General features: G+C 64.0%; 20 protein-coding genes and 1 pseudogene. 5 read left to right on the forward strand and 16 right to left on the reverse strand.

Annotated elements, in window-relative coordinates:
• Positions 1 to 268 (forward strand): annotated as a pseudogene (locus ACK4OE_RS15910) (phosphodiesterase); the annotation flags it as partial.
• Positions 269 to 592: 324 nt separating this feature from the next.
• Complete coding sequence (locus ACK4OE_RS15915) at positions 593 to 2,251, forward strand: Na/Pi cotransporter family protein (protein ID WP_409885922.1); 1,659 nt, start codon at positions 593 to 595, stop codon at positions 2,249 to 2,251.
• Between the two features lie 58 nt (positions 2,252 to 2,309).
• Here the strand turns inward: ACK4OE_RS15915 and ACK4OE_RS15920 are convergent, their stop codons facing one another.
• Both ACK4OE_RS15920 and ACK4OE_RS15925 read right to left on the reverse strand, forming a co-directional pair.
• On the reverse strand, positions 2,310 to 3,167 hold the full coding sequence (locus tag ACK4OE_RS15920) for an NUDIX domain-containing protein (protein ID WP_409885924.1): 858 nt from the start codon (positions 3,165 to 3,167) through the stop codon (positions 2,310 to 2,312).
• Positions 3,164 to 4,147, reverse strand: coding sequence for a quinone oxidoreductase family protein (locus tag ACK4OE_RS15925; protein WP_409885926.1), 984 nt, complete (start codon positions 4,145 to 4,147; stop codon positions 3,164 to 3,166). Before ACK4OE_RS15925 ends, ACK4OE_RS15920 begins: the two co-directional genes overlap by 4 nt.
• A 163-nt stretch (positions 4,148 to 4,310) precedes the next feature.
• Between ACK4OE_RS15925 and ACK4OE_RS15930 the strand changes: the two genes are divergently transcribed.
• Positions 4,311 to 5,210: a DMT family transporter gene (locus ACK4OE_RS15930; protein ID WP_409885928.1), complete on the forward strand. Its 900-nt coding sequence runs from the start codon at positions 4,311 to 4,313 to the stop codon at positions 5,208 to 5,210.
• Between the two features lie 97 nt (positions 5,211 to 5,307).
• On the opposite strand, the gene ACK4OE_RS15935 is transcribed toward ACK4OE_RS15930, so the two are convergent.
• From ACK4OE_RS15935 to ACK4OE_RS15945, 3 genes are all read right to left on the reverse strand, one after another.
• Positions 5,308 to 7,971 carry an EAL domain-containing protein gene (locus ACK4OE_RS15935; protein ID WP_409885929.1) on the reverse strand — a complete coding sequence of 888 codons (2,664 nt, stop codon included), beginning with the start codon at positions 7,969 to 7,971 and terminating at the stop codon, positions 5,308 to 5,310.
• Positions 7,968 to 9,080, reverse strand: coding sequence for a TRAP transporter substrate-binding protein (locus tag ACK4OE_RS15940; RefSeq protein ID WP_409885931.1), 1,113 nt, complete (start codon positions 9,078 to 9,080; stop codon positions 7,968 to 7,970). The genes ACK4OE_RS15935 and ACK4OE_RS15940 overlap by 4 nt, the downstream gene beginning before the upstream one ends.
• Positions 9,081 to 9,324: 244 nt before the next feature.
• A complete protein-coding gene (locus tag ACK4OE_RS15945; protein ID WP_409885933.1) occupies positions 9,325 to 10,155 on the reverse strand; it encodes an SDR family oxidoreductase in 831 nt (276 codons plus the stop codon).
• 64 nt (positions 10,156 to 10,219) lie between these two features.
• Here ACK4OE_RS15945 and ACK4OE_RS15950 point away from each other — a divergent pair, with 64 nt between their 5' ends.
• Entirely contained in the window at positions 10,220 to 10,837 is a 618-nt protein-coding gene (locus ACK4OE_RS15950) for an SH3 domain-containing protein (protein ID WP_409885935.1), read from the forward strand.
• A gap of 11 nt (positions 10,838 to 10,848) precedes the next feature.
• Positions 10,849 to 11,889, forward strand: a complete 1,041-nt coding sequence (locus ACK4OE_RS15955; RefSeq protein WP_409885937.1) for a M48 family metalloprotease — start codon at positions 10,849 to 10,851, stop codon at positions 11,887 to 11,889.
• Between the two features lie 79 nt (positions 11,890 to 11,968).
• Here ACK4OE_RS15955 and ACK4OE_RS15960 read toward each other — a convergent pair whose 3' ends face one another.
• From ACK4OE_RS15960 to ACK4OE_RS16010, 11 genes are all read right to left on the reverse strand, one after another.
• The gene (locus ACK4OE_RS15960) at positions 11,969 to 12,898 is read right to left on the reverse strand and encodes a DMT family transporter (protein ID WP_409885939.1); all 930 of its coding nucleotides are present in this window, start codon (positions 12,896 to 12,898) and stop codon (positions 11,969 to 11,971) included.
• A gap of 302 nt (positions 12,899 to 13,200) precedes the next feature.
• Positions 13,201 to 14,499, reverse strand: a complete 1,299-nt coding sequence (locus ACK4OE_RS15965; RefSeq protein WP_409885941.1) for a DUF3422 family protein — start codon at positions 14,497 to 14,499, stop codon at positions 13,201 to 13,203.
• A 142-nt stretch (positions 14,500 to 14,641) separates the two neighbouring features.
• Positions 14,642 to 16,153, reverse strand: coding sequence for a tripartite tricarboxylate transporter permease (locus tag ACK4OE_RS15970; RefSeq protein WP_409885943.1), 1,512 nt, complete (start codon positions 16,151 to 16,153; stop codon positions 14,642 to 14,644).
• A 15-nt stretch (positions 16,154 to 16,168) separates the two neighbouring features.
• Positions 16,169 to 16,657 carry a tripartite tricarboxylate transporter TctB family protein gene (locus tag ACK4OE_RS15975; protein ID WP_409885945.1) on the reverse strand — a complete coding sequence of 163 codons (489 nt, stop codon included), beginning with the start codon at positions 16,655 to 16,657 and terminating at the stop codon, positions 16,169 to 16,171.
• A gap of 170 nt (positions 16,658 to 16,827) precedes the next feature.
• Positions 16,828 to 18,627: a GspE/PulE family protein gene (locus ACK4OE_RS15980; protein ID WP_409885946.1), complete on the reverse strand. Its 1,800-nt coding sequence runs from the start codon at positions 18,625 to 18,627 to the stop codon at positions 16,828 to 16,830.
• A 46-nt stretch (positions 18,628 to 18,673) separates the two neighbouring features.
• The gene (locus ACK4OE_RS15985) at positions 18,674 to 19,438 is read right to left on the reverse strand and encodes a spermidine synthase (RefSeq protein ID WP_409885948.1); all 765 of its coding nucleotides are present in this window, start codon (positions 19,436 to 19,438) and stop codon (positions 18,674 to 18,676) included.
• On the reverse strand, positions 19,439 to 19,996 hold the full coding sequence (locus tag ACK4OE_RS15990) for a DNA-deoxyinosine glycosylase (protein ID WP_409885950.1): 558 nt from the start codon (positions 19,994 to 19,996) through the stop codon (positions 19,439 to 19,441).
• On the reverse strand, positions 19,993 to 21,630 hold the full coding sequence (locus tag ACK4OE_RS15995; RefSeq protein WP_409885952.1) for a Na/Pi cotransporter family protein: 1,638 nt from the start codon (positions 21,628 to 21,630) through the stop codon (positions 19,993 to 19,995). Before ACK4OE_RS15995 ends, ACK4OE_RS15990 begins: the two co-directional genes overlap by 4 nt.
• A gap of 2 nt (positions 21,631 to 21,632) precedes the next feature.
• On the reverse strand, positions 21,633 to 22,979 hold the full coding sequence (locus ACK4OE_RS16000) for an SLC13 family permease (protein ID WP_409885954.1): 1,347 nt from the start codon (positions 22,977 to 22,979) through the stop codon (positions 21,633 to 21,635).
• Positions 22,976 to 23,905, reverse strand: coding sequence for a universal stress protein (locus tag ACK4OE_RS16005; RefSeq protein WP_409885955.1), 930 nt, complete (start codon positions 23,903 to 23,905; stop codon positions 22,976 to 22,978). The genes ACK4OE_RS16000 and ACK4OE_RS16005 overlap by 4 nt, the downstream gene beginning before the upstream one ends.
• Positions 23,902 to 25,638 carry a cation:proton antiporter gene (locus ACK4OE_RS16010; protein WP_409885957.1) on the reverse strand — a complete coding sequence of 579 codons (1,737 nt, stop codon included), beginning with the start codon at positions 25,636 to 25,638 and terminating at the stop codon, positions 23,902 to 23,904. The genes ACK4OE_RS16005 and ACK4OE_RS16010 overlap by 4 nt, the downstream gene beginning before the upstream one ends.
• Positions 25,639 to 25,781: the final 143 nt, after the last annotated feature.

A 25,781-nucleotide genomic window follows, 5' to 3' on the forward strand; every position in this document is an offset into this window, starting at 1 on the left:
CCCGCAGGTGGAGCGTGTGATCTGCGGGCACCTGCACCGGGCCATCCAGGTGCGGTTTGGCGGCACCATCGCGGCCACCGTGCCATCGCCCGCGCACCAGGTGCGGCTGGACCTGGCGCCCGACGCGGCGTCGGCCTGGATGCTAGAGCCGCCCGGTTTTGCGCTGCACGCCCTGCCCGCAGGCGGGCGGCTGGTCAGCCACACCGTGGCCAGCGGGCAGTACGCGGGGCCCTACCCGTTTCATGACGGCGGGCAGCTGATCGACTGAACCCCTGTGGGCGGGCGGCACCACCGCTCCCGCTCCTGCACCCTGTGGCAACAGGGTCATGGCTGCAAAACTCCGAAATCAGGAGTATGCTTGTGTGTCAGTTTTGTGACAAATGGTCCGGGTGCCGCAGTTTTTTACCTGTGCGCTCTTCATCCCGGAAAGCCGCGCAGCCAGGTTTACCCCACCTCGCCTGCCGCCGCCTACGGGCACAGAAATGAATGAACCCGCCTCCCTGCACGGGCGCCAGCTTTACTGCTTGCGCTGGTGCAGTGTATGGCGCATGCTCGTTTGGGTCGACACAAGAAGAAGAAACAACGGTTTTTCATGAAGCATCTTTTGAACTTGTTGGCAGCCGTAGCGCTGCTGATCTGGGGCACCCACCTGGTGCGCACCGGCATCCTGCGTGTGTTCGGCGCCAATTTGCGCCAGTTGATTGCGCACAGCGTCAGCAGCCGGTTCACGGCGGTGCTGTCGGGCATCGGGGTGACGGCGGTGGTGCAGTCCAGCACGGCCACGGCGCTCATCGTGTCGTCGTTTGTCGGCCAAGGGCTGGTGGGCCTGCCCGCCGCGTTGGCGGTGATGCTGGGGGCCGACGTGGGCACCAGCGTGATGGCGGTGGTGTTCTCGATGGACCTGTCATGGCTGTCGCCGCTGTTCATCTTTGTAGGCGTGGTGCTTTTCATCTCGCGCAAGGACACGGCCGTGGGCAGGGTGGGCCGCGTGCTGATTGGCCTGGGGCTGATGCTGCTGGCGCTGCGCTTGATCACCGAATCCACCACCGTGCTCACCCAGTCGCCCACCGTGCGCACGCTGCTGGGCGCGCTCACCAGCGACTTGCTGCTCGAAATCTTTACCGGTGCGGTGCTGGCCATCGTGTCGTACTCCAGCCTGGCCACCGTGCTGTTGACCGCGGCGCTGGCGGGCTCGGGCGGCATTCCGGCCGATGTGGCGCTGGGGCTGGTGCTGGGCGCCAACCTGGGCAGCGGCGTGCTGGCGGTGCTGACCACGCTCAAGGCCAATGTGCAGACGCGGCAGGTGCCGCTCGGCAATCTGTTCTTCAAGATCATCGGCGTGATCATCATGACGCCGCTCACCGGCCTGTGGCTGCAGCATGTACGCCCCCACGTACCCGAAACAGCCACACTGGTGGTGCTGTTCCACCTGGCGTTCAACATCGTGGTGGGCATTGTCTGCATTGGCCTGACCGGCACCGTGTCGCGCGCCGTTCAGCGCCTGCTGCCGCCAGAAAACACCCAGCAGTCCACCGCAGGCGCACGGCCCCAGCATCTGGACCCATCGGCTCTGGCAACGCCATCCCTGGCCATCTCGTGCGCGGCACGCGAGGCGCTGCACCAGGCCGATGTGGTGGAGTCCATGCTGCTGGGCCTGCACACCGTCATCCGCACAGACGACCTCAAACTGGCAGAAGACCTGCGCAAGCTCGACGACGAAGTAGACGGCCTGTACTCGGCCATCAAGTACTACATGACCAAGATCTCGCGCGAGGCGCTCGATGAACGCGAAGGCCGCCGCTGGGCCGACATCATCAGCTTCACCATCAACATGGAGCAGATCGGCGACATCATCGAGCGCGTGCTGATCGACATCGAGGACAAGAAAATCAAGAAGGGCCGCCAGTTCTCTGAAGCCGGCATGGAAGAGATCAACGAGCTGCACGCCCGTCTGATCGACAACTTGCGGCTCGCAATGAGCGTGTTCCTCAACGGCAGCGTGCGCGATGCGCAAAAGCTGCTCGAAGAAAAAGCGCGCTTTCGCGACCTGGAGCATGCGTATTCAGCCACCCACCTGGCGCGCCTGTCGGACAACACGGTGCAGAGCATCGAGACCAGTTCGCTGCACATCGATCTGATCAGCGAACTCAAACGCATCAACTCGCTGCTGTGCTCGGTGGCCTACCCGATCCTCGAATCTGCGGGTGCCTTGGCGCCCAGCCGTTTGCGGTCCATGACAGACCGGACTTGAGCGCGGTTGCCGCGCAACCTGGGTCGTCTGTGGCGCGGGCACGCAACCCCCGCGCGGCTCAACGCCCCAAAAATCCCGCAATCACCAACCCGGCTTCCAGCGTGAACTGGCCCTGGGCGACCTGTGCACGCACCTCATCCACCGGCAGCAGCGCAAACTCGTCCACCTCGCCGTCCTGGTTGTCGGGCGCCATGCCTTCGGGCACCACGGCGCTGAACCAGTCGATGCGCTCAACCATGTAGCCCGCGCCACCGCACTCGCTGCTGGGGCGGCTGAAAAGCACATGGCCGCCGTGCGCCACATCAGCCAGGGCATGCACATGCAACCCGGCTTCTTCCCACGTCTCGCGGGCCAGCGCCTGGGGCAACGAGTCGGCGGCGGAGATCATGCCGCCCATCAGCGTGTCCCACAGGCCCGGGTCATTGGGTTTCGTCAGGGACCGCTTTTGCACCCACATGCGCCCGTCGGGTGCCAGGCCCACCAGATGCACGGCACAGGTGGTGATGCCCAGCACTCGCACGGCGCCACGCTCCACCGTGCCCACGACTTCGCCGCTGGGGTTGGTCACCGCCAGTTGCTCGTTGCGCCACGGGCCACACAGATTGGCGTCGCGCAGCGCTGCGGCCAGGGTGTTCAGGGCGTCGGAGGTGGCGTTGACGTCGGTATCGGGGGCGCCAACGGACGGCAAATCCAGGCTCCAAGCAGGCGCACCGCCATGCTCACCATTTGATAGCTGGTAGCGCTTATCCAGTAAGCGCTGGAGGCTTATTTGGCTTAGAAAGCCTTCCGCCACTGACCCTACCACCTGCCCCGCCACCACCAGCGGTTGCCGTGGCTGGTGGGCGGGCTGATGCGCCAGTTGCCGGGCGCTCACCAGCCACTGGTCGAACGACGCACTAGGTTGTGAGGCCGTCACAGCGTGAGGATGGTGCAGCCGGTGGTCTTGCGTGCTTCGAGCGCGCGGTGCGCCTCCTGCACGTCGGCCAGCGCAAACCGCTGCTCGATATGTATCTTGACTTGACCGCTGGCCACCACGGCAAACAGCTCGTCGGCCATGGCCTGCGTGGCCTCACGCGTGGCGATGTGGGTGAACAGCGTCTGGCGCGTGACGTAGATGGAGCCCTTGGCACCCAGCGAGCCGAGCGCAAACGGTGCCACGGGGCCCGAAGCATTGCCAAAGCTGGCCATCAGGCCAAAGGGGCGCAGGCAATCCAGCGACTTGTCCCATGTGTCTTTGCCCACCGAGTCATACACCACCTTCACGCCCTTGCCGCCGGTGATCTCTCTCACACGGGCCGCAAAGTCTTCGGTGTTGTAGTTGATAGCGTGCGACGCGCCGTTGGCCAAAGCCAGCTGGCATTTGGCATCGCTGCCCGCGGTGCCGATGAGCTGCAGGCCCAGCGCCTTGGCCCATTGGCAGGCGATCAGCCCCACACCGCCCGCGGCGGCATGGAACAGCACATGGTCGCCCGCTTGCAGGCCTTCCACGGGCAGCGTTTTCTTGAGCAGGTATTGCGCTGTGAGGCCCTTGAGCATCATGGCTGCGCCGGTTTCAAAGCTGATGGCGTCGGGCAGCTTGCACACGCACTTGGCGGGCATCACGCGCACTTCGCAATACGCGCCAGGCGGGTTGCTGGCATACGCTGCGCGGTCGCCCACCTGGAGGTGCGTCACGCCCTCGCCCACCGCCTCGACCACGCCGGCGCCTTCCATGCCGATGGTGGCGGGCATGCCCAGGGGGTACAGGCCGGTGCGGTGGTACACGTCGATGAAGTTCAGGCCCACGGCATGGTGGCGTATGCGGATCTCGCCCGGGCCGGGTTCGCCCACGGTGACGTCAACGATGTGGAGTTCTTCGGGACCACCGTGTTGGCGGATCTGTACGGCAAGGCTCATGGCAAACGCTCCTGGGAAACGGTAGGTAACAGGTGAGGCAAAACGGCGGCCATCCTGCCATGAATTGCGCAAAGCTGCCGACACCCGGTGCAGCGGCGATTTGCGCAGGGGCCATGTGGGCGCGGGCAGCACGCCGAGGGGCGCACCGTTACAGTGCAGCCCCATGACACAAAAACTCACACCCGGCACGGCCGTGCTGCTGGTGATACCGCCCTTGTTGTGGGCTGGCAATGCCGTTGTGGGGCGGCTGGTACACGAGCTGATTTCTCCTTCCGCCCTCAATTTCATCCGCTGGGTGCTGGCCTTTGCCATCTTGCTGCCGCTGGCCCACAGCGTGCTGCGCAAGGACAGCCCCCTGTGGCCCCACTGGCGCCGTTATGCACTGCTGGGGCTGCTGGGCATTGGCCTGTACAACGCGCTGCAGTACATGGCGCTGCAGACCTCCACGCCCATCAACGCGACGCTAGTGGGGTCCAGCATGCCGGTGTGGATGCTGGCAGTGGGGGCGCTGTTCTTCAAGGCGGCCATCACACGGCGCCAGTTGCTGGGTGCCTTTTTGTCGATGTGTGGCGTGTTGCTGGTGCTCAGCCGGGGCGAGTGGTCGCAACTGATGGCGTTTCGCCTCGTTCCCGGCGACTTGTTCATGCTGCTGGCCACGGTGTCGTGGGCGTTTTACAGCTGGCTGCTGTCCGCCACCCGCGAGCCCACAAACATTCGCAACGACTGGGCCGCATTTCTGATGGCGCAGATGGTGTTTGGCCTGGCGTGGTCCGGCAGTTTTGCGGGCGTGGAATGGGCCACAGGGTACAGCCACATCGCATGGGGCTGGCCACTGATGGCCGCGCTGGTGTTCATCGCCGTGGGCCCGGCCGTGCTGGCCTACCGCTGCTGGGGCGTGGGCGTGCAACGCGCGGGGCCTGCAGTGGCGGGGTTTTTTGTCAACCTCACGCCGCTGTTTGCAGGGGTGCTGTCGGCGGCGTTTCTGGGCGAGACACCGCAGCTCTTTCACGGTGTGGCGTTTGCGCTGATTGTGGGCGGCATCGTGGTGTCGTCCCGTCGCTGACTTTGAAAATCAAATTTCAAGCCAAATTGGCCTCTAGCGCTTATCCATCAAGCGCTGACAGCTATCAAAACAGGACTAACAACAGAACCTAATCCTGTCAGCTCTGCACGGGTACGGAGCTGTCCAGAAGCGCTTCCAGCGCTGCCACTGGAGTGGGCCGGCCCATCAGGTAGCCCTGGAACAGCAGGCATCCGTACTCGGCCAGGAAGTCTTTTTGCGCCTGCGTCTCCACGCCTTCGGCAATCACGTCCAGCTCCAGGTTGCGCGCCATGCCGATGATGGTCTGCACGATCACGTCGTCGGTGTGCCGCACGCCCAGGTTGTGCACAAACGACTGGTCGATCTTGAGCTGATCGAGCGGCAGGCGCGTGAGGTAGGCCAGCGACGAGTAGCCGGTGCCAAAGTCGTCCACCGAAAACCGCACGCCCTTGGTCTTGAGCATGCCCATCTTCGCGATGGTGTCGTCCACGTTGTCTAGCACCAGCGATTCGGTGAGCTCCAGCTTGAGCAGGTGCGGCCGCGCACCGGTTTCGCGCAACACCTCCACCACGCGGGCCACGAAGTCGCGCTGGCGAAACTGCCGCGCACTCACGTTGACGGACAGCTGCACATGGTTAAAACGCGCGTCGTTCTGCCACGCCGCCAGTTGCTCGGCTGCCGTGCGCAGCACCCAGTGGCCGATGGGCACAATGAGTTCGCTGTCTTCCGCCACGCTGATGAATGCGCCCGGGGCGATCAGGCCGCGCTCGGGGTGGTTCCAGCGGATAAGTGCCTCGGCGCCCACGATGCGGCCGTCCAGGTGAAACTGGGGTTGGTAGTGCAGCACAAACTGGCGGCCGGTCAGGGCAATCTGCAGGTCGCTTTCGAGCTGGGCACGCGCGCTGATGGCGATCTGCATCTGCGGGTCAAAAAAGCACAGCGCATTGCGCCCCTGCGACTTGACCTGGTACATCGCAATGTCGGCCTGCTTGAGCACATCGGCCGTAGGCTCCAGCGTGCCGCCCATCAGCGTGGCGCCAATGCTGGGCGTGCTGTGGTGCGAGATGCCGCCCAGCGTGTAGGGCACATTGAGCTTGCGCAGAATTTTCTCGCCCACACGCCGCGCAAAGGCTGCCGCCTCGTCGCTGTTGGCCGACAGCTCGTGCAGCATGACCACAAACTCATCGCCGCCCAGGCGGGCCACTGTGTCCTCGCGGCGCACGCAGGTTTTCAGGCGCTGGGCCACCTGGCGCAGCAACATGTCTCCCACCTCGTGACCCTGGGTGTCGTTCAGGGTCTTGAAATGGTCCAGGTCCAGAAACAGCAAGGCGCCGAACTGCGCGCTGCGCACACTGGCTGCAACGGCCTGCTGCATGCGGTCCATCAGCAGGCGGCGGTTGGGCAGGTTGGTCAGCGGGTCGTAAAAGGCCAGGCTTTCAATCTCGGCACTGGCCTGGCGCAGCGCAGTGACGTCGTGGTAGGTGATGACGAGGCCACCATCAGGCGTGGGCCGTTCGGTGATCTGGACCGTGCGCCCGCTGGGCAACACCTGCTCATGCGGCGCTTCGTGCTGCTTTTGCTTGAGCAACCGCTGCTCCACCCAGCGCATGCGCTCGTCGTGCGTGCCGCGGGCCAGGTGATGCCTGGACGACTCCTCCAGGACTCGCTGAAACGGGACTCCAGGCGCCATAGCGTCCTTCAGCCACGGGTAAATGCGCTCGAACTGACTGTTCCACTGCACCACGCGGTTCTCGCTGTCCAGCAGCATGAAGCCGCTGACCATGGATTCAAGGGCCTGATCCAGCGTTGCCTTGGACTGGGCAATGGCCATGCGGGCCAGAGAGAGCCGGTCGAGGTAGCGCAATGCCAGCCACCCGGCGGCCAGGATCATGGCGACAAACAGTGCGCCGGTGAGCGCTATGGCGTTGCGCTGGTTGCTCCAGTTGTCCAGCGCTGCAGCACGCGGGATGCTGGCCGCAATGCGCAGGTCCTGGTACAGGATGGGGCGGTACACCACCAGGGCGGGCTCGCCGTTCAGGCGGGCCGGGGCATCCCAGTTTTGGCCGTCCTCGGCCAGGTCGGCCAGCGGCGGCGTCAGCATGGGGGCGATGGCTTCTTCGCGGTTGGGCACGCTCAGCAGCAGCTGGCCAGCCGCGCGCTCCAGCGTTACCTGCAGGCCGGTGATGTCCACCCCCTGCACCAGCACCGAGCTAAGCGCGGCCACAGGCAGCTCGGCCACTGCCACCACGAACGAGCTGTCGGCCATGCGCAGGTAGCGCGCTACGTACAGCACCCGTTCTGAGCTGGCAAAGCTGACCACGGGCGCACTGATCATGAGCGTGGACACAGGCGCCTCCATCACCGAGGCCAGGAACCCCAGCGGCAGTTGTACCTGCAGCGCGCTGCCCGCCGCGTCTGATGACGCCATGACCTTGCCTGTGCTGTCCAGCACCGCCACAAAGCGCACCATCAGGTTTTGCCGCGCCGAGCTGCGCAGGCGCTGGCTGGCCACCTCCGGATCAATCCAGTCGGGCATGGCGGCCGCCAGGCCCAGCAGCTCATCGGTGCTGGCCAGCAGCACATCCACCGCCAGCAAAGACCGGTTGAGCGCTGCCTCGGCCCCCGCGACAAAGCGGGTGCCCTGCGCTTCGCTGTCGGCCAGCGCCACCTTGCGGGCGTTCCACACCAATGCGGCGGACACCAGCACCACTGCGATCACAAACACCGCCACCCCGGCCAAGACAGAGGCCCTGATGCGCAATGGGGTGGAGTGTTCGCTCATTTGCTGGCGGGTGCAGCCACCAGGCCACGCACGGGCCCGATGGTCTGGTTCCAGATGTCGGCACAGCGCGCACCGCAGCGTTGCACCCAACGGGGCAGTACGGTCGAAGCCAAAATTTCCTGTCGGCTGCGCTCGTCCTGAGGTGACACCGGCACCAGCACCATGCGGCCCTTGGTGCCGGCCACACAGTTGGCTGCGCCCCGGTTGCAGGCCATGCCGTCAGCGGTCTCGCGTTCCGATTCTTCCCAGATGGTGGCCTCCAGCCGGGGCAGTTCGCGTCGCAGCAGCGCGCGCAGATCGGGTGGCAACGCTGCCCAGGCCGTCTGGTTGGCGCCAAATATGGCCAGGCCCCAGGTGATGGGCAGCGCATGAACGTGGGATGTGATGGACGGCAGGCCCAGCGTGTTGCCCGACATGGTGCCAGTGATCGCGCATTCGGTGTTGCCCGCCGTCAGGCTGGACAGGATCTGCGCAAAACCTGTGAGCACCGGCACGCCGCCCAGGGCGCCCACAAAGTCGGCCTGGGTAGACGACGACACGCGCACGCGCCGCCCCGTCAGCTCGGCCAGTGTGCGCAGCGGCTTCTTACAGTACACCACCTGCGCCGGGTACACGTAGATGGCCAAGGCCTCTACGCCGTGCTGGTCGCGCAGGGCCTTTTCGAGGTAAGGGCGAAACGCTGCCAGAGTGGTTTTGAGCGTGGCAATGTCAGGGTTCAGCCCAGCCAGATCGGGTGCGGTGTATTCGGGGTATTGGGCGGTGAACGAGCTCATCAGCGTGGTGCCAAACGGCACGACGCCCAGCTGCAGCAAACGCAGCATTTCGGAGCCAGGCACCCCGGCGCGGTCAAAAGGAACGATCTCGGCGTCAAACCGGCCACCACTCAGGCGCGAGAGCTCCTTGTTCCAGAAGGGTTCTTCCTGGCGCGTGTACTGGCTGATGCCCGCCAGGCCACCCACGATGCGCAGTTTGTAAGGTTTCTGGGCTGTGGGCGAAGCCGATGCGGCGGGCGCCGTCTGTGCATGCACGCCCCCCACGGTGGCAAACACCACACACAGATATGCCGCGCTCCGGCGCACGGCAAGGGGGAAGGCAGAGAAGATGTGCATGGTGGAGTCTCCGGCCCCATTCTTCACCAAGTTTTTCAGCAAATCGGAAAAGCTGTCGGCAAAACACCACTGGGGAGGTGGCGTTGTGCACAGTGCACGCCCGGCAGGCGCACACCGTATGTGCAGATTGTGCCGACTAACCCGGTGCTTTCAGGCGCACAAAAGCAGGGGTATCTCCAACTTTACCGCCGCGCATCCGTGGCCATGACGGCGTGCCAGCAAAGCTCAGAACAACGCGTCGTTCTTAGAACGTCCCCGGGTATGCGCCGCCATCGGCCAGCACGTTTTGCCCCGTCATGTAGCCCGCTTGCATGCTGCACAAAAACGCACAGATGGCACCAAACTCGTCGGCCGTGCCGTAGCGCCCGGCAGGAATCTGCGCCTGCTGGGCGGCGCGCACGTCGTCTACGGTTTTGCCCGCCTTGCTGGCCGCAGCGGTCACGGTGGCGGCCAGGCGGTCGGTGTCGAACTTGCCGGGCAAAAGGTTGTTGATGGTCACGCCGCGGGACGCGATCTTGCTGCGCGATACGCCCGCCACAAAACCCGTCAGGCCGCTGCGCGCGCCATTGGACAAGCCCAGGATGTCGATGGGCGCCTTCACGGCGCTGGACGTGATGTTGATGATGCGGCCAAAGCCGCGTGCGGCCATGCCGTCCACCGTGGCCTTGATGAGTTCGATGGGGGTGAGCATGTTGGCGTCCACCGCCTTGATCCACGCGTCGCGGTCCCAGTCGCGGAAGTCACCGGTGGGCGGGCCGCCCGCATTGGTCACCACGATGTCAAAGTCGCGGCCGGGGCCACCGGCCACCGAGAACACGGCAGCGCGGCCTTCTGCCGTGGTGATGTCAGCCGCTACGGCCAGCACCTGCGGTTTAGTGCCATTTTGGCCGCTAGCGCTTGATGGATAAGCGCTGTCAGCTATTAAATTAGTAGCTGCCGCATTCAACGCGTCGGCATTGCGGGCATTGATGACCACGTTGACCCCCTCGCGCACCAGCGCTTGCGCGCAACCGTAGCCCAACCCCTTGCTGGCGCCACACACCAGCGCCCATTTGCCTGCAATACCCAAATCCATAACAATCTCCAAGTTGCACACTGATACATGTGCTGTCGGCAAATCATAAATGGAGAGCGCCACCATGAACTGGCTGCACCGCGGAGCCCTTGCCACCTGGCTGGCATTGGCCGCACTGGCGCCCATTGCGGGCACCGCACAGGCCCAGGAATCTGCAGTGGTCAAACGCGCCACCCAGCTGCGCGACACACCGGCCGAAAACGGTGCCAGCGTGGCAGCCCTGGCAGCCAACACCGTGGTCACGCGCAGCAACGAGCGCAAGAGCCCCTGGATCAAGGTAAGCACGCAGCAAGGCGCATCGGGCTGGGTCCACATGTTTGACCTGGCCCCCCCGTCCGGATCGGCGTCGGGCACCGGCAACGCGGCCACGGGCGGGCTGCGCAGCCTGGGCGGATTGTTTGGCGGCAACAGTGGGTCGACCACCACGGCCACCTCTACCGTGGGTATCCGCGGACTGGACGCCCAAGACATCGCCAACGCACAGCCCAACCCGGCCGCAGTGGACAAAGCCGAAGGCCTGCGGGTCAATGCCGACCAGGCCCGCAAGTTCGCCAGCGCCGCGTCGCTGCAGTCCCGCACCGTGCCGCCACTGGCTGAGCCGCCTCGCCCAACCACCAGCGGCGGCTCGGGGGCCACAGGGTCGTCCAACAACCCGTCTGACCCCAACTTCAGCCCCAATTAAGGAGAGTTGCGATGCGACTGCCTTTTTCTTTCTCTCGCGCACGCAACCGCGCGCTTGCCACTGCCTGCGCTGCTGTGGCACTGGCGTTGTTGCCCAGCCAGGGGCAAAGCCAGAACGTGATGAATCTGCTCAACTCGCTGGGCGGGGGCGGCAACTCCGGGGGCATTCTGGGAGCGGTCACGGGTGGCGGTGGTGCCGCCCAGGGGGACGACCTCATCAGCATGCTCAGCCGGTCGGTCGACAGCATTGACGAGCCGCGCGAGATCCAGATCGGCCGCCAACTGGCCGCCGTGCTGCTGGGCAGCAAGCCGCTGCACCCGGACATGGCCCTGCAGCGCTATGTGAACCAGCTGGGCCGCTGGATCAGCCTGCAGTCCGAGCGCCCCAACCTGCCCTGGACCTTTGTGGTGCTGGACGACGCGGGCTACAACGCCTTTGCAGCGCCCGGGGGCTACGTGTTTGTGACCAAGGGGCTCATCGACCGCTGCGCAGACGAGGCCGAGCTGGCGGGCATCCTGGCGCATGAAATCATCCACGTCACTGCCAAACACCATCTGCATGCCATGCGCAAGACAGCGCAGTCCGGTCTGCTGACGCAGCTGGTGGCTTCGCAGATCAAGACCAACGCGGTGGGCAATGTGGTGGCATCACAGTTTTTGGCGCTGGGCCGCAATCTGTATGCGCGGGGCCTGGACCAGACCGACGAATACGATGCCGACCGCTCGGGTGTGGCGCTGGCAACGCGAGCAGGGTTTGATCCGTATGGACTGGTAGCGGTGCTGCAGCAGCTGCGCACCGCCGCGCCCGACAACCCCCTGTTCACGCTGGCCCTGGCCACGCACCCACCAGCACAAGCCCGGCTGGACCAGCTGGAGCTGGCCATGGGCAAGAACCTGGATGGTTTCACGGGCGTGGCACCGGTCACAGTGGCACAGCGTGTCAACACCCGTGCGCCTGCGCCTGCCGCAGCGCCTGCGGCGCCTTCTGCGCCCGCACGCGCCGCAGCCCCGGCACGCAAACCGCCGCCGAAAAAGAAAGAAAAGGCGTCCTGACACGCCTGGCATGACACCCCCAACAAACAAGGGGTGGCTTTGACAGCCACCCCTTGTTTGTATTTGACGCAGCCCCTCGTCAGGCCGCCGGACGCCGCGCCAGCTGTGTGAACACAAAAATACCGGTGATGACCAGCGCCGTGCCTGCAGCCACCCACACGGTAAAGGGCTCGCCCAGAATCCACACACCCATCAGGATGGTGGACAGCGGCCCCACCATGCCGGTCTGCGCGGTCATGCCCGCACCAATGCGCTCAATCGCCATCATCACCATCAGCACCGGCACCGCCGTACACAGCGTGGCGTTCAAAATCGACAGCCAGATCACCTCGGGCGCCACCACGGCAGCGCTCATGGGCCGCAGCACCACAAACTGCAGCAGACAACACAGGCACGCCACCGTGGTGGCCAACCCCACCAGGCGCAGTGAACCCAGGCGCTTCACCAGCTCGCCGCTGTAAACAAGGTAGATGGCATAGCTGACGGCGCTCAGGAACACCAGCAGCGTTCCAAGCGCAGCGTTTGTGCCCTGCAAATTGGCCTCGTGCCCAAACACCAGCAGCACACCGCAGTAGCTGATCAGCATGCCCACCGCCTGCCCCCAGCGGATACCGCGCCCGTACAACGCCCAGCCCAGCATCACAACCAGCGTGGGATTGAGATACAGAATCAGCCGCTCGAGGCTGGCGCTGATGTAGGCCAGCCCGGCAAAGTCCAGAAAGCTGGCCAGGTAATAGCCGGTGAAACCCAGCCCCAGCACGCCCAGCCAGTCGTTGCGGGTGAGCGGCGGCTTGCCCCGGCTGGCCCACCAGGCCATGACGGCAAAGATGGGAAGCGCAAACAGCATGCGGTACATGATGAGGGTGACCGCATCCACCCCGTACCGGTAGGCCAGCTTGACGATGATGGCCTTACCGCTGAACGCAATGGAGCCAAACAGCGCCAGCAAAAGACCGGTTGCTACGTTTTTTCTAGCTGCTAGCGCTTGTGATAATTGGGCTGGAGGCAATTTTTACTCTGAATTCATCAAAACGGGCCAGGGATGTTCCATCGCTGCTGCCTCGGCAGGCCCGCAACATGGAAACATGGCAGTGTCGGATTGCGCTTCTGACTGTTGATATGCCAGCTGAACAGGCTTTGCGCAAAGCCCGCTGGGCTCCTGTCAATGAGTGTGGCACGGGACGACCTGAACACGGCATCGATCATTTGCGCTGGTGCCACCTTCATCGACGATGGTGGGGCTCGGAGATACCCCCATCGGCCCCCATCGGCCAAGACCGCGTTCATGGCCCCATGTCTTGGGGCAGTCACTCAGCGGTGCTTGGCAAAAACCCGGTAGTGCAGCCGCCGCAGCGACCACCACACGCCCACCGCCACCACCGGGATGGCCAGCGCGGCGGTGCTTTCGGGCGACAAGGGCCAACCCAGTGGTTGCGCGCCTTTGGCCAGGTAGCTCACCAGCCCCACGATGTAGTACGTGATGGCCGCCACCGACAACCCCTCCACCGTGGACTGCATCTTGAGCTGCAAATCCTGCCGGTGGTTCATGGTGGTCAATAGCGCCTGGCTGCTTTGCTGTTGCTCGATTTCGACCCGCGTACGCAGCAGATTGCTCATGCGCGAGACGCGCTGGGACAGCGCGTCCTGCCGACGCGCTGCCCATTCGCAGGTGCTGCGTGCGGGGGTCAGGCGCCGGTCCATGAACTCGCGAATGGTCTGCATGCCCGCCAGGCGGGACTCGGCGATGTCTTCAATGCGCTTGTCCAGCAACTCAAAGTAGGCGCTGCTGGCAGAAAAGCGCGAGTGGGTGGCCGCGTACTGGCTTTCCACCTGCCCAGCCAGACGTGTCAAGCGGTCGAGCAAGGCGGGCTCGGCGTCGCGGTTGGCGGTGCGGATCGCGTTGGCGAGTTCAGCCAGTTCGCGCTCGGCAAAGGCCAGCACACTGGCGGCCTCGCGCGCAGCGGGCAGGCCCAACAACGCGGCCATGCGGTAGGTTTCAATCTCCAGCAGGCGCTGCACCAGCCGCCCCAGGCGGCGCGGCGTCATGCCGCCCGCCAGCAGCACCATGCGCGAGAAACCATCAGCATGGATCGCAAAGTCGGTGTACACCTCGCCGTGTCCATCGGCCACGGTCGAGGCCACCAGCGTGTCCTCATGCAGCACATGTTTCACCAGCGAACCCGCCCCAAATGTGTGCGTGGGCAGCACCCACAAGTTGAGGCTGCACAGGCACTGGCCAGGCAAAGCCGCCAGCCACTCCCTCGGCACGGCATCGACGGCGCTGCCGGGCTCACGATCGCCAAACGCGTCCACCGGCGTGGGCACCATGAAGGTCCACGACACGAACTCGGTGTGCAGTTCCCAGCGAATGCGGTACGGCCCCAGGTCCATTCGCAGATGGGTAGTGTTGGCGTCGGGCAGCGCAGCATGGTGGTCGCGCAAAAGCGCCGACAGGTGCGCGCGACTGGCTTCGCGCCCCGCGGCGTCGGCCAGCATCACGATGTGGGCAATGGCCAGGGGGGCCGTCATCGCCTCGGGCGGACGGGCGTGGATTTCGTTGTGCAACATCGCCCGGTAGGGATGCTGCGCGGGATGAACTGGAGTGGGCATGCGGACCTCTGACCGCAATTGTGTACCGGGCAGGTCCGTGCGCACTTGCTAGAACGGGCAATCGTGGATGCAAGCAGCCCCAAAAAACAACGGCACCCGAAGGTGCCGTGTTTTAAGCGTCTAACCGACTAGCCTGTGCGGATCAGTCTTCGACGAACGCCTGTTCGCGCTTGTTCTTCACCGACGGCAGCAACACGATGATGAGCAACAGGGCTGCAGCAGCCAACAGGCCTGCCGACAACGGACGCGTGACAAACACGCTCCAGTCACCGCGCGACAGCAGGAGCGCACGACGCAGGTTTTCTTCCATCATCGGGCCCAGGATGAATCCGAGCAGCAGCGGTGCAGGTTCGGTGCCCAGCTTGTGGAAGATGTAGCCCACGAGGCCAAAGGCACCCACCATCCAGATGTCCCAGGTGTTGTTATTGGTGGAATACACACCCACCGCACAGAACAACACGATGGACGGGAACAGCCAGCGGTAAGGCACGGTCAGCAGCTTGATCCAGATACCGATCAGCGGCAGATTCAGAATGACCAGCATGGCATTGCCAATCCACATCGATGCGATCAGGCCCCAGAACAGTTCGGGGTTGCTCGTCATCACCTGAGGGCCAGGCTGGATGTTGTGGATCGTCATGGCACCCACCATCAGCGCCATCACGGCGTTGGGTGGAATACCCAGTGTCAGCAATGGGATGAACGAGGTTTGCGAACCCGCATTGTTGGCAGACTCAGGCGCAGCCACACCGCGGATGTTGCCTTGACCGAAGGGAACTTCACCAGGCTGGAGCTTGGTCTTCTTTTCGACCGTGTACGCAGCAAACGCCGCCAGCAGTGCGCCACCACCGGGCAAGATGCCCAGGGCTGCGCCAAGCGCTGTTCCGCGCAGCACCGCAGGAATCATCCGCTTGAAGTCTTCCTTGGTGGGGAACAGGCCTTCCACCTTGGCAGTGAACACCTCGCGCTCATCGTCGGGACGCGAGAGATTGGCGATGATTTCGCCGTAGCCAAACACGCCCATCGCGATGGTCACAAAGCCGATGCCGTCGGTCAGCTCAGGAATGTCGAAGCTGAAGCGCGCGACACCCGAATTCACATCGGTGCCCACCAGGCCCATCAGCAGGCCCAGCACGATCATCGCCACGGCCTTGAGCAAAGAACCGGAAGCCAACACCACGGCACCGATGAGGCCCAGCACCATCAGAGAGAAATACTCTGCGGGACCAAACTTGAAAGCCACTTCAGTCAGCGGAGGTGCAAAGGCGGCCAGGATAAGCGTACCCACGCAACCCGCAAAAAACGAGCCCAGACCCGCAGCCGCAAGCGCAGGGCCTGCTCGCCCCTTGCGCGCCATCTGATAGCCGTCAATCACGGTCACCACGGACGAGGACTCGCCGGGCAGATTGACCAAAATGGCGGTGGTTGAGCCACCGTACTGAGCACCGTAATAAATACCCGCCAACATGATCAGCGCGGCCACCGGAGGCAACGCGTAGGTTGCGGGCAGCAGCATCGCGATGGTCGCCACCGGGCCAATGCCTGGAAGCACGCCAATCAGCGTGCCCAACAGGCAACCGACAAAACAGTAAATCAGGTTCTGGAAAGTAAACGCGACGCCAAAACCAAGCGCCAGATTGTCAAATAGATCCATGGTCAGTGCTCCTGCTCAACCTGTGATGAAACTCGGCCACACAGGGAACTGCAGCTTGAGCGCCCAGACGAATGCCACATAACTACCTGCCGCAAGTACGGTGGCAAGGACGAACACGGACTTTGCGTGAAACTCCTGGCCCGCCAGACTTGAAATGAAAGTCAGTGCATAGATGCCAACGATGAGGCCCATTGCAGGAACACCCAAGCTTGGTAAGCCGCCCAGCAAAATGCCGAACGAAAAGTTAGCGGCCAGAATGAAAAACAGAGGCTTCCAGGCCCACTTGCCAATCTTGTCGCCGTCCTGGGTTTCCACCGTAGTGGCTTTGAAGGTGATCAGGCCGCCGATAAAGGCCAGCAAGATACCCAGCATCAGGGGAAAGTACCCAGGGCCCATGCGGGCGCCAGTGCCTACGTTGTACGTGGTGGCGCCCCACGCAAACGCAGTGCCGACACCCATGAACATGAGGCCGGCAAAAAAGTCTTTTTGACTCTTGATTTTCACGAATTGTCTCCTTTGGGGGAAATCTCAACTGCGCGATTGTGCGGGCAAGCACCGTCTTTGCGGATGTGGATTCCACCTACATCCGGTAACGATCTACCGAGGGTGTGCATGCTGTCAGACCAGCACAGTCGCGCTGGTGACTGCCTCGAACGACTGCCGCTGCCGGACGGCTACGAATGTTCCATGGGCGGTGTGGCAGCCACCACCTCTTCGAGCGTGGTAAGCCCTTCTGCCACCCTGAGGGCACCCGCCAGGCGTAAAGGCCGCATGCCATCTGCCACGGCCTGGCGGCGGAGAACATCGATGGAAGGGGCCTGGGTGATCTTGTCCTTGAGCGCCTCGCTCACGGTGAGCAGTTCGTACAGCCCCATGCGCCCCCTGAATCCGCTCATGCGGCAGTCGACGCAGCCCACGGGTTTGTAGGGCTGGTACGCGCCGTTGATCTTCCAGGGCTTGACCACCTCGGTCAGCGTCTCGCGGGCCGCCGCCTCGTCCTTCTGTTTGCACTGCTTGCAAAGCGTGCGCACCAGCCGCTGGGCCAGCACACCCAGCAGGGTGGCATTGATGAGATACGAGGGCACGCCCAGTTCCATCATGCGGGTGATGGCAGACGGCGCATCATTGGTATGCAGGGTAGAGAACACAAGGTGCCCCGTGAGCGCCGCCTGGATGGCCATCTCGGCGGTTTCCAGGTCACGGATTTCTCCGACCATGATGATGTCGGGGTCCTGCCGCATGAGCGCACGCAGCCCTTCGGCAAAGTTGAAGTCAAGCTGGGGCTGCACCTGCGTCTGGTTGAAGCTGGGCTCGATCATTTCGATGGGGTCTTCGACCGTGCTGACATTGACTTCTTCGGTCGCCACCCGTTTGAGGGTGGAATACAGCGTGGTGGTTTTGCCCGAACCCGTGGGCCCTGTTACCAGGATGATGCCGTGGGGGCGCTTGACCAGCGCCTCCCACCGCTGTGCGTCGTGCTGCGCAAAGCCCAATGCGTCCAGGTCCTTGACGGCATTGTCGGGGTCAAAAATCCGCATCACCATCTTTTCACCAAACGCAGTGGGCAAGGTCGACAGACGCATTTCCACTTCGTCGCCACGCTGATTGCGGGTCTTGATGCGACCATCCTGAGGACGGCGCTTTTCAACCACGTCAATGCGCCCCAGCAGCTTGATGCGGGACACCATGGCGTTGTGCACGCCCATGGGCATCTGGTAAACGGGGTGCAGCACCCCGTCGATCCGGAACCGGATGACGCCCTGATCGCGCCGTGGCTCCAGGTGAATATCACTAGCGCGCTGGTCAAACGCATATTGCCAGAGCCAGTCCACCACCTTGACCACGCCTTGGTCATTGGCATCGAGCTGCTTGTTGCTTTTGCCGAGTTCGACCAGTTGCTCAAAGCTGCTGCCGCCCGACGCACCACCGGCTTTTTGCGCTGCGCGCACCGATTTGGCCAACGCAAAAAACTCTGCGGTGAACCGATGGATATCCACCGGGCTGGCCACCACGCGCCGCACCGTGCGGCGTGACTGGCGCTCCACCTCTGCCACCCAGTCGTCCATGAACGGCTCGGCCGTGGCCACGACCACCTCTTTGGTGGTCACCTGCACCGGCAGCACCTTGTGCCGCTCTGCATAGGTAGCGCTCATGGTGTCAGACACGCGACCCACGTCCACCTTCAGCGGGTCAATGCGCAAATACTGCAAGCCAGCGCGTTTGGCCAGGTATTCAGACAGCGCCTCAATATCCAGCGGCTTGCCATCGCTGGCGCGCGCCATGGCCACATTGGCAAGGCGCACCAGCGCGTGCTGTGCACTTTCGGCCTGCGAGCAGCGCGCAATGGTGCGCTGGGCTTCTTCACGCGAGATCACACCGTCATCGCTGAGCCAGCCCACCATGCGTCGCCAGTCCACCAGGCCTACGTACGGAACGGCGGCAGAAGGTTCTGCTGACACTGAATTTGCTTTCATCACAGTCCTTTTGTAGGCGCGGCGTGCCCCTCAGGGCACCACACGCTCAGGCGGCCACGGGCTTGAACACCCGCATCCATTTGCTGGTGGGCAGGCCCCAGCGGGTCTGAATGGCTTCGGCACGAGCAGCCAGCTCGGTGCGTTTGGGACGTGTGGGGGTACGCTGGGCCAACACTACCGTGTTGCCTTCACGCGTGGGTTTGAAGGCCCACAACGCATCTTCACCAAACGCCTGAGCCATGCTGCTCAGGCTGCGATCAAAACTGGATGCGCGGCCAAACAGGTTCACCGTCATGCTGCCGGTATCGGTCAGCAAGGCCCGGCAGTCCGCATAGAAGTCTGGGCTGTCCAGCACCGGTGCGGCCGCTTCATGGTCATACAGGTCCACGGCCAACGCATCGACCGTTCCCAGCCACATGGGGTTCTTTATTTCCTGCGCCGCGTCGGCCACCACCACGCGCAGTTTGGGCCCGTCGGGCGGGAGTTTGAACCACTGGCGGCACACAGCCAGCACCTGGGGGTTGAGCTCAATGGTGGTTGTGCACACGCGCAGCTTCTTGTGGCAGAACTTCGTGATCGCACCCGCACCCAGGCCCAGTTGCATGGCGTGGCCCTTGGAGACGAGCGCCGGGTCTGCAAAGAGCAACCAGGCCATCATCCGCTGAACGTATTCGAGCTCAATCTCAAAAGGCTGGTCCACCCGCATCGAGCCTTGTATCCACGGCGTTCCCAGGTGCAGGTGGCGCACTTCGCCGTCGTCCGACACACTGACTTCAGGCAGTTCTTGCAGTTTTTCTTTTTTGCGGGTCATTCACAACAATCCGTGCCGGGCCATCACATCGGACCAGGCAGCCAATTTACGTTCAAAACTCCAGGAGGCGTTTGCCGGGCTGGTAGATGGCAGCTTAATGGATTCGATGGACGCACCGCCCGCTGCCCCATCCAGTGCCTGCAGGCTGCGCAGCACCTGCGGCGCATGTTTGTAGCTTTCGGCGCCATTGTGTGCGATGGCCGTCAACCGGGGGCAATGGGCACGCAACAAGGCGAAGTCGTTGACCACGGCATCCCGAATGGAGGTGTCCAGACTGCCTTCACGCACACAACTGGCGTACACATCCCACACCCCCAGGCGGCGGCCCAGCAGCCACTGGCACCGGTCGGCATAGCGGTTGGGGCCTGCGGGCAACGGGTGCTGCGGCCACAGCGCCTGCAAGATGCGCCAGAAGTGGTTTTGCGGATGCCCGTAGTACTGCTGCGCGCGAAGCGAGGCCACACCCGGAAAACTGCCCAGCAACAGCACCGCCATATCGCTGGACACCACAGGGGGCAGCCCCATCAGGCGCTCGGCACGCGGAGTCTCTGGTGTCATGGTTGCGACTCCTCGTTCGGGGCAAGTGCGGCGTCGTCGTCGACAACGCCACTGCCTTGCGCCCTGCGCGTACGTGCCTTCACCGCCTGCTGGGCAGCGTGCCGCAGTGCGCTCAGGCGACGCAGGGTGTCCTCCATGGCTACAAGGCGCAACTGCCCTTGCGCGCCAGCTGCAAGCAGCGCTGCCTTGAGATCCTGGTACGCCAGCTCCATGGCTTGCGCGTGGGCCGAGAGCAGTGCGGGGCTCGGGGTGTTGTCCAGCGGGTCGCACAGGGCCAGCAATGCATCCGTCTGCTGCACAAACGCGGCATGCAGTGCGACGCTGCGGGTGTCCGCCAGGGCCACCAAGGCCACCAGTGGCGCAGCATCGATGGCCCTCTGTGCCATGGTCTGGTGGTAACGCTGCACGCGCAACACCAGCGCCAGGCGTTCGCTGGTGCGCTGGGACATGGCGGTGCGGTTCATGCGCTCCACGAAGGACTCTGCGGCAGCATCGAGCTGATTCACGATGTAGTGGTCGCGCGCCAAAGCCTCCACCGGTGCGCCATGCAATACAGCGCGCGCCAGGCGCACACCGACATGCCCCATGCGCGCCACCTCCAGATCCAGCGCATCCAGCGCCAGCGACGGCACCGCCAGCACGTTGTCGTCCAGGTGCTGCGGCTGCGCCTCGTCTTCTTCGCGCGCACGAAACCGTTGCTGCAGCCAGAGGGCCAGGTGCGACGCAATGGGCCACATCAGCAGCACTCCCATCACGTTGAAGATAGTGTGAAACAGGGCCAGCTTGGCGGCAGGGTCGGCGGGCAGGTCCAACACCTCGCGCGCCGTGGCGATGGCGGGCACCAGCCACGGAAGCAGCAGCAAAGCCACCGCGCCGGTGATGCCGTTGAACAGCACATGCGCGGCAGCCGCGCGGCGTGCGTTGGCGGTAGCGCCCAGCGTCGCCAGCACGGCAGTCACTGTGGTGCCCACATTCGAGCCAATCACCACCGCTGCGGCGCCCTGCGGGGTGAGCAATCCTTCCTGTGCTGCCGTCAAAGCAATTGCCATGGAGGCACTGGACGATTGCATCAGCACCGTCATCAACGCGCCAACGCCCACCTGCGCAGCAACGGCCAACACGCCCTCGCCCTGCGGCAGGGTGACCTCGCCCGCAAGACCGGTAAACGACTGCTGCAACATCGCGATGCCCATGAACAGCAGCCCAAACCCGGCCAACGCAGAGCCCAGCGCACCGCGCCGATGCCCCTGCCCCGTGAGCTGCATCACCACACCCAGCCCCAGCAGCGGCAGGGCCAGCGCTTCAATCTTGAATTTGAGCCCCACCAGCGCCACGATCCACCCCGTCATGGTGGTGCCGACATTGGCGCCAAACAGCACCCACAAAGCGGGCCCCAATGGCAGCAGACCCGCGTTGACAAACCCGATAGTGGCCACCGTGACTGCGCTGGAGGACTGCACCAGCGACGTGACCAGCACGCCCGAACCCAGGGCATGCAAACGGGTGCGTGTCGCTGCGGCCAGAATGCGCTCCAGCGCCGGGCCTGCTGCCAAGCGCAGGCCGTCGGTCATCATCGTCATGCCCAGCAGAAACAGTCCCAACCCTCCCACCACACTGGCGAGAATTCCCCACATACTCATGTCCAACCCCACAAAGCCATGGCCGTGATTGTGACAATGCACACAGCGTTGAGCCACAAACCGCAACGCATCATGGTGCCCTGGGGAACAAGGCCCGTCGAAAACACAATGGCATTGGGCGGAGTGGCCACAGGCAGCATGAACGCACAAGACGCCGCCACGGCAATCGCAGTGCCAATGGCAACTGGAGGCAGCCCCATGGCAACGGCAACCGGCAGGAAAACCGGCAGCAACAATGCCGCGCTGGCGGTGTTGCTCACGATCTCGGTCAGCAACACCACAAACACAACCACGCCGAGCACCAGTACCGCCACCGAAGCCTGATCAAAGCCCGCCAAAAGGACCGCAGCCAGGTAGGCACTGGTGCCGGTGGCGGCCATGACCTCGCTGAGCGCAAGCCCGCCTCCAAACAGCAAAAGCACGCCCCACTGGGTATGCCGCTCGATCTCCTTCCAGCCCAGAACCCCGGTCAATGCCAGCGCCACGATGGCCAGGAGCGCCACCACCGTGTCCATGTCCGATGCGACACCCAAGGAGGCCGCGAGCGGCACCCCACCCACCCAGCCCACCGCCGTCAAGCCAAAAATGGTCACGGCGAGGCGGCGCTCCGGCGTCCACTCCATCGGCTCCGCCACGACTGCAACGCGACCACTCAACGCAGGCCGCAGGACCGCATACAACACCAGGACCATGAGCGGCCACAGCAACAGCGCCATGGGCAACGCCAAGCGCATCCACTGTGCAAAACCAATGCCCAGCTGGGCAGCCACGATGGCGTTGGGCGGACTGCCCACAAGGGTCGCTATGCCTCCAATGCTGGCGCTGTAGGCCAACACCAGCAGAACAAACGCCTGCTCACGGGGTCCGGCAGCGTGCGCCGGATCTTCGCCGTCGCGGTGCAACAGCCCCAACGCCAGGGGCACCATCATGGCTGCAGTGGCCGTGTTGCTCATCCACATCGACATCACGGCGCAAAGCCCCCCGAGCAACAGCACTGCCCTCAACCGGTGGCCCCGGGCCAGCCGCAGCACCCCATGCGCCAGGGCCCTGTCGATGCCGTGGCGGGACAACGCTGCGCCCAGCGCAAAACCGCCCAAAAACAGAAAAATCACCGGGTGCGCAAACGGCGCCAGCGCCTGCCGCACAGGCATCAACCCCGTCAGCACCACCAGCAGCGGCACCGCCAACGCTGTCACCGCCAGGGGCAGCGCCTGTGTCACCCACAACCCACCAATCAATACGAATAGCGCAAGGCCCAGGCGCAGCTGCCCTTCTGGCGGAGCCCACCACGCCACCGCAGCCGCCAGTGCGACACATGCGGCCACCCGCGCCGCGGCGTTCATGGCATATGCGCTGTATGCGCGGCCTGCGTGGTGACGAGAACATCCTGCATGGATTCACCAAGAATGTGGCGCGTCACGCTGCCAAGCAGCAAGTCCTGCGCGGCGTTCAGACCATGTTTTCCGATCACGATGAGATCGCAGTCCAGCTCCTGCGCAGCCCGCACGGTCGCCAAGCCTGCGTCCCCACGCACGAGGCTGGGGGTCCACGCCGAGGCACTGAGGCCCGCTAGCGCGGCAAGGCGATGCAAGTGGCGATGGGCATCGGCCTCGGCAGCCTGTTCGTAGGCCTGTACCGTTGCATCATACACTCCGGCAAACCACAGCTTCTCCTCGAACGGAACGCTCCACACGTGATGCAGCACGCAATGGGCCTGCGGCGCAATGCGCTGCGCCCAGGCCAGGCACCCGGGGCTCCAGCTCGAAAAATCCACCGCCACCAGCACGCGTGCATATTCCCCCGCTACAGCCTGCCGGGCCACCAGAACCGGACGATGTCCCCGGCGCAGAAGACGGTCCGCGGTAGAGCCCAGCATCACGTGGCGCAGCACCTTGGCCCGTCCTGCGCCGACCACCAGCAACTCGGCCCCCACCCGGTGCGCTGCGGCAATCACCTGGTCGGGCACAGCCCCCGCCAACACCATGGCGTTGGCGCGCACGCCAGCGGCATGCAGCACAGGCGCCAATATCTTGTTCAGATCATCCCGCGCGCTGGCAACCAGCGCCTGCTCGGCCGATGACTCAGCGCCCAGCCACTGCCGCAAGGCGTCCATGGCCGAACCACCCACCACATGCAGCGCATGCAGCTCCGCACCATGCTGCCGGGCCAGCCGTGTTGCGCGTTCAAGGGCATGACCGGAATCTGATTCGAGGTCGGTCGCGCAGAGCAACGAGCGCAGGGGTACGAGCGAAAAGCGTGGTGCAGTCATGAAGTTTCCCGGTCAGCCAGCCGTGCAGAGAGTTCGCGCGCAGCGTGATCTGCCGCATCGTCCAGCGGGTTGAGCACCATGGCCACGCCGGCCGCCTTAAGCAGGCGGCCGTGCGCGGCATCAAGCACCACAGCAGCCACGCTACCCCGGTAGCCTGCTGCATGCAGTGCACTCAGCAATGCGCGGTTGGACTCCCACTGTGGCAGGCTACTGACTACCCAGCGAACCTCGGCCAGCGGCAGCGTTTCCATAAAGTCCGGGTCCTCGCCGTCGCCAAAACGTACGGCCAAGCCTTTCTTGCGCAAAGCACGCACAGCTTCGGGGTCAAAGTCCACGCCCAGCGCGGGGGCACCCGCCTCGCCCAGACCGGACAGCAGTCGTGCGCCGTATCTCCCCAGCCCCACAACCACCACCTGCACATCGGCACCGCTGCGCGGTTGGCGCTCCACTGCCAGCTCCCGAAACGGGCGTTTTCGTTCAAACACCGACAGCCAGGGCACCAACCGCTCATACAAGGGCTGCGAATAAAGGATCATGTAGGTGGACAGCGTGATGGTGACCACCCCAACGAGTGTGGTCAGGCTCAGTGCGCTGACGCCCACATGCCCCAGCGTAATCCCCATCGCCACAAACACGATGGAAAACTCGCTGATCTGCGCCACCGTGAGCCCGGCCATGAACCCAGTGCGCTTGCGATACCCCATGAAACCCATGATCGCCATCACGATCAGCGGGTTGCCAATCAGCACAAAAGCCGACAAAACCGCCGCTGGCACCACCTCGGCGCCCAGGCTCGAAAAATCCAGCTTGGAGCCCAGGTCGATAAAAAAGAACAGCAACAGAAAATCGCGCAGCCCGGTCAGGCGGGCGCTCAGCGCTTCACGGTACGGCGTGGACGCCAGCGAAAAGCCCGCCAGAAAAGCGCCTGCCTCTTTGCTGAACCCCACGGACTCGCCCAGCGCCGCAAGGGCGATGCCCCAGGCCACACCAAAGAGCAGCAGCAGTTCTTGCGAGCGAGCCATCAGCGCAATGGCCCGCGGCAGCACCCAACGCATCAGCACGAACATCAGCGCACCCACCGCCACCAGCCGCCCCAGCAGTGACACCAGCACGGTTGCGTGATCGGCGGAACCATCAGCACCATCGACGGCGCGCAGAGTGCTCACTGTCATCATTGCCAACACCACCGCCAAGTCCTGCACGATGAGGAACCCCACCGCAATGCGCCCGTGCAGCGAATCCAGCTCACGTTTGTCAGACAGCAACTTCACGATGATGATGGTGCTGGAGAACGTCAATGCCACCGCTACATACAACGCCTCGACCCACCCCTTGCCCAAAAGCAGCACCAGGACAAAGCCAAACGCGATGGTGAACGCAAGCTGACCCAACCCGGTGGCCAGCGCCACCGGCCCGATGTGGCGGACATGCTGCAGATCAAGCTTGAGCCCCACCACAAACAGCAGTACCGCCACACCAATCTGGGCCAGCAGATCCACCTGGTCATGCGCCTGCACCAGGCCGAAAGCCGCAGGCCCCGCAGCCACACCCACCACGATGTAGGCAATCAGCACCGGCTGGCGCAGGCGCACAAACAAGGCTCCCACCAGGGCGCAAACCAGCAGTAGTGCAGCGAACTCGGCGAACGGCTCTTTGAGCAGCAAGGGCAGGCACAACCACTCTTCACACGAAACCGTGGAGGCGGAGGCAGATGTAGGGGTATCGATGCTCATTTCTCCCTTTGACGACGTATGGATGAGATTCACGTAGGTCGGAAGGTGGGCTGGGCAGCAGACCAACAGGGCGACCCACTCACTGCAAATGTGTCAGGCCTGGACAGTTATGGAAAGGGCTGCGAACCCGGGTCTTGATATGC

The organism is Acidovorax sp. (assembly GCF_046314175.1).
In the GTDB taxonomy this organism is placed as follows: domain Bacteria; phylum Pseudomonadota; class Gammaproteobacteria; order Burkholderiales; family Burkholderiaceae_C; genus Acidovorax.

Coding starts and splice junctions, on each gene's coding strand:
- ACK4OE_RS15970 (WP_409885943.1), bottom strand. CDS start 16,153: ATGGATCTATTTGACAATCTGGCGCTTGGTTTTGGCGTCGCGTTTACT.
- ACK4OE_RS15930 (WP_409885928.1), top strand. CDS start 4,311: ATGACACAAAAACTCACACCCGGCACGGCCGTGCTGCTGGTGATACCG.
- ACK4OE_RS15985 (WP_409885948.1), bottom strand. CDS start 19,438: ATGACCCGCAAAAAAGAAAAACTGCAAGAACTGCCTGAAGTCAGTGTG.
- ACK4OE_RS15965 (WP_409885941.1), bottom strand. CDS start 14,499: ATGCCCACTCCAGTTCATCCCGCGCAGCATCCCTACCGGGCGATGTTG.
- ACK4OE_RS15940 (WP_409885931.1), bottom strand. CDS start 9,080: ATGCACATCTTCTCTGCCTTCCCCCTTGCCGTGCGCCGGAGCGCGGCA.
- ACK4OE_RS15925 (WP_409885926.1), bottom strand. CDS start 4,147: ATGAGCCTTGCCGTACAGATCCGCCAACACGGTGGTCCCGAAGAACTC.
- ACK4OE_RS16005 (WP_409885955.1), bottom strand. CDS start 23,905: ATGACTGCACCACGCTTTTCGCTCGTACCCCTGCGCTCGTTGCTCTGC.
- ACK4OE_RS15945 (WP_409885933.1), bottom strand. CDS start 10,155: ATGGATTTGGGTATTGCAGGCAAATGGGCGCTGGTGTGTGGCGCCAGC.
- ACK4OE_RS15980 (WP_409885946.1), bottom strand. CDS start 18,627: ATGAAAGCAAATTCAGTGTCAGCAGAACCTTCTGCCGCCGTTCCGTAC.
- ACK4OE_RS15995 (WP_409885952.1), bottom strand. CDS start 21,630: ATGTGGGGAATTCTCGCCAGTGTGGTGGGAGGGTTGGGACTGTTTCTG.
- ACK4OE_RS15955 (WP_409885937.1), top strand. CDS start 10,849: ATGCGACTGCCTTTTTCTTTCTCTCGCGCACGCAACCGCGCGCTTGCC.
- ACK4OE_RS15990 (WP_409885950.1), bottom strand. CDS start 19,996: ATGACACCAGAGACTCCGCGTGCCGAGCGCCTGATGGGGCTGCCCCCT.
- ACK4OE_RS16000 (WP_409885954.1), bottom strand. CDS start 22,979: ATGAACGCCGCGGCGCGGGTGGCCGCATGTGTCGCACTGGCGGCTGCG.
- ACK4OE_RS16010 (WP_409885957.1), bottom strand. CDS start 25,638: ATGAGCATCGATACCCCTACATCTGCCTCCGCCTCCACGGTTTCGTGT.
- ACK4OE_RS15950 (WP_409885935.1), top strand. CDS start 10,220: ATGAACTGGCTGCACCGCGGAGCCCTTGCCACCTGGCTGGCATTGGCC.
- ACK4OE_RS15915 (WP_409885922.1), top strand. CDS start 593: ATGAAGCATCTTTTGAACTTGTTGGCAGCCGTAGCGCTGCTGATCTGG.
- ACK4OE_RS15935 (WP_409885929.1), bottom strand. CDS start 7,971: ATGAGCGAACACTCCACCCCATTGCGCATCAGGGCCTCTGTCTTGGCC.